Consider the following 4,093-nt stretch of genomic DNA (forward strand, 5'->3'; position numbering starts at 1 on the left):
GCGCTTCAGTCGAAATGACGGTTTGTAACATGAGTCACTCATTCATGGGAAATCTCTTTATCCCACAATCTACGGACATCTCCAATTTATTTCAAAAAACACTGCATTCTGCATTTAATTAATCAATTATTAAGCTTTTTTTAATTAGAGAATGCGAATTTCACTGTCAATAACGAACCAAATATAAACCAAATATGAAATTGAAACTACTCATGCTGATGATGGCATGCGCTGTAGCCTTTACGAGCTTCGGGCAGGGTGTTATCATTAAAGGAAGGGTTTTAGATGAAACGGGTAAGGGCTTACCCGGGGCAACACTATCCCTAAAAGAATCTACCGTCCGAACCTCTACCAACTCAAAAGGCGAATTCAGCATTACCGTACCAAACGCCAAAACGGCTGTATTAAATGTAGGGTATGTAGGTTATAAAACACAGGCCATAAATGTAGATGGCAAACAAACATTGGTTATCCGCTTAACAGAAGATGCCTCTAACCTGAACGAGGTAGTGGTAACCGCACTCAACATCAGCCGCGATTCTAAATCACTGGGATACGCGAGGCAGGGTATCAATACCGACGAACTGACCGAAGCCCGCGACATTAACATCACGAACATGCTCGAAGGCAAAGTTGCAGGTTTACAGATCATCACCAGTGGTCAGGCTACCGGGTCAACCAAGGTGCTTTTACGGGGGATCAATTCTGTATCGGGCAATAACGAACCACTTTGGGTAGTTGATGGTATCCCGATCGATAACTCCCACGGACAGAACGGGGGCATCGGTAACCTCGATTATGGTAACGGTGCCAGTGCCGTAAATCCCGACGATATTGAAAGTATGGAGGTTTTAAAAGGACCAAATGCTGCTGCCCTTTACGGATCGAGTGCAGCAAATGGTGCGATTTTGATCACCACTAAAAAAGGAAAAAAGAGTAAAGGTTTTGGTATTTCCTTCAACTCAAATGTAATGATGAATACCATTTCCGAATACCCCGAATACCAGAATGTTTATGGAGAAGGGGCCGATAGCCACATGGCCAATACCAACAGGATCGATTTAAGCAATCCGGCTGCGCCAACCATGCGCATGGGTAACGATACGCGGAGTTTTGGTGCGCCCATGTTGGGGCAGCCTTATGCTTCTTATTCTGGCGTACCGGGCGAGTACCGTCCACAGCCCAATAACGTGACCGATTTTTACAATACCAGTTTCACAGGCGTACAGAACCTGTCATTTAGCGCTGGCGATGGTACTTCATCTTTCAGGGCCTCTTATACCTACACCAATGGTAACGATGTAATAGAAGGACAAAATATCGTAAACAGGCATAACCTGGCTTTAAATGGATCTAAAAACTTTTCGCCATGGTTAAGGATCGATACCAGGTTGCAATATTTTGATGAGAAAGTTGAAAACCGTGTTTCGAGGAACCTGGATGTAAACAGCCCCATGAATGCTGCAGCTGTAATGATGAGGAGTTTCCGTACCAACGACCTCATCCCCTGGAAAGATGCCAGCGGCAATTCATTTGCCTATACCGCAACCAGTCAGCAGGGATACGAAAACCCTTACTGGTCGCTTAACGAAAATTACAATGCCGATAAAAAGAACAGGGTAATTGGTGGCGTAACTGCAACTATTGGCCTGTTAAAAGACCTGAAATTCAGAACGCAGATTGCTGCCGATCTTACTTTTGGCAATGCCATGGTATTTATTGATAAAGGAGGTTTGAGAAACCCGTTGGGGCAGTACCGCGAATTTACCGACAATAATCAGAACTGGAATATTGAAGGGCTTTTGATGTACAATAAAAACCTCAACAAACACTTTAGCCTTTCGGCCAACCTGGGAGGGAACTTAAACAACCGGAATACTTTAAGGGTAACGGGGCAAACCAACTCCCTGCAGATCCACGATATGATGAATATGGCCAACTCGGCCGTGCTGCCAACCATTTCCGAAAATCCATCCAAATTCAGGAAAAATTCGATTTTTGGTACCGCAACCATTGGTTATAACAATTACCTGTTCCTGGATGTAACCGGACGTAACGACTGGTCGTCATCCTTAGGGCCGGAGAACTGGTCGTTCTTTTACCCCTCGGTAAGTGGTAGTTTTGTATTCAGCGATTTCTTTAAAATACCGGCCAAATCAATTTTAAGCTTTGGAAAAATCAGGGCTTCTTTCGCTAAAGTGGGTAAAGATACCAATCCTTATGCTTTGCGCTCTTCCTTCCAAACCGATGGGATTTTTAATGGATTGCCGATCCTGAATTACGAAAACACCTTTAAAAACCCTGATCTCAAACCGGAGCAAACATCTTCAACAGAGCTTGGACTCGAATTAAGGTTCTTGAACAATCGGTTAAGTTTAGATGCTACGGTTTATAAATCGAAAACTTCCAACCAGATCTTCGATTCGCAGGTGCCCGTTGAAACTGGTTTCACCAACAGGATTGTAAATGCCGGTGAAATTGAAAATAAAGGTATGGAGCTTACCTTAAATGCTACGCCAATTAAAACCAAAAATGTAACCTGGAGTGTTATCGCCAACTGGTCGGCCAACCGCAATAAAGTAGTTTCATTGGCCGAAGGGATCAATAAATTCAGGTTGGGCGGTATATACAATGTAAGTGTGAATGCCATTGTGGGCAGACCGATCGGCGATTTACTGGGGATAGATTTTTACCGTGATGCCTCAGGGAAAGTAATTGTAAACGATGTTGCCAGTGCCGGTACTTCTTATGGCAGGCCATATCCTGATGCTGATGTATACCTGGGCAATTTTCAGCCCAAATGGTTAGGGTCGATTGGTTCTAATGTGAGGTATAAAAACTTCGATTTCAGTTTTAACGTATCGGTAAAAATGGGCGGAAGCCTTTATTCAGGCAGTCAGACCCAGGCCAATTTCTTGGGGACTTCTTTAATGAGTATCGATGGCCGCGACGATTTCTATTTCAGTAATGTGATTCTGGGCGAAAGTGGAACCGAACTCGCGGGTATCACACAGCTTTATAATAAACCTTATCCCGATGCTGCCCGTAGAAAAGGGATGCAAACGGTGGGATACAGCCCCAAAAGGGATGCAAGCGGTAACCTCATCCTTGATGCCAATGGCCGGATGATTGCCGATAAAGTTAACGTAATCAGCGTAAATCCATTTATTTATTGGCCAAATGCACAAAACATGGCCAGTTTGATGATCTACGATGCTTCCTACGTTAAACTGAACCAGTTAATTTTTGGTTTCACCGCACCATCTAGGTGGTTGCTTAAAACCCCACTCCAATCGGCAAGGCTTTCATTCGTAGCCCGGAATGTATGGACGATCTATAAAAAAACGCCAAGGGGAATCGATCCTGAATCCGCCAATACTTCGGGCAATGCGCTCGGGCTGGAGCAGGGTGGATCGTTGCCTTTTGTTAACTACGGATTCGATTTAAAAGTATCATTTTAAGGATAAAGAGAAATGAAAAAGATTATATACATACTCAGTTTTATGGCCATCGGGATATTATCGTCCTGTACCAAAGATTTTGAAGAAATTAATACCAATCCCGCCCAGTTTTTAACACCAGATGCAGAGCCGGTGTTTTCGAGTACAGTAAAACGTACCGCCGACCTGATGGGCAACAATAACGTTGATTTTTTATGGGAATATAGCCATATCATCAATAAAAGCGGCCGTTACAATGGCGGAAACGATACCTATTGGCAACAAACCTATGTGGAGGTATTGGGTAATTTAAAACAGCTCCGCGAACTGTATAAAAATAATCCCGGTTATGCTAACCGCATCCAGATCCTCAATATATGGGAATGTTATGTATATGCCATGATGGTGGGAACTTACGGACCGGTGCCTTACAGTAAAGCGTTGGAGATGACCCCTTCAGTAGGTTACGATGATGAAAACAGCATTTATGCCAGCCTGTTAACCCGTTTAAAAGCGGCATCTGATGCGATTGTGGTTACGGGCGATAAGTTTAGCCCTGATATTTTATACGGCGGCGACCTCACCAAATGGAAAAAATTTGCCAACTCATTAAGATTAAGGCTTGCACTTACCGTTCAGTTAAATATTCCTGC

General features: G+C 43.7%; 2 protein-coding genes. Both read left to right on the forward strand.

The genetic code is table 11. The annotated features are described in order from the left end of the window. The first annotated feature begins 194 nt into the window (after positions 1-194). On the forward strand, positions 195-3,461 hold the full coding sequence (locus B2V92_RS05265) for a SusC/RagA family TonB-linked outer membrane protein (RefSeq protein ID WP_293305370.1): 3,267 nt from the start codon (positions 195-197) through the stop codon (positions 3,459-3,461). A gap of 12 nt (positions 3,462-3,473) precedes the next feature. Continuing rightward, on the forward strand, positions 3,474-4,093 hold a 620-nt coding region (locus tag B2V92_RS05270), incomplete at its 3' end, for a SusD/RagB family nutrient-binding outer membrane lipoprotein (RefSeq protein WP_293305373.1).

The sequence above is a fragment of the Pedobacter sp. UBA5917 genome (assembly GCF_002432345.1).
Classification (GTDB): domain Bacteria; phylum Bacteroidota; class Bacteroidia; order Sphingobacteriales; family Sphingobacteriaceae; genus Pedobacter.

Bases quoted from the DNA above. Each gene is read 5' to 3' on its own strand.
- B2V92_RS05265 (WP_293305370.1), top strand. From the start codon at position 195: ATGAAATTGAAACTACTCATGCTGATGATGGCATGCGCTGTAGCCTTT.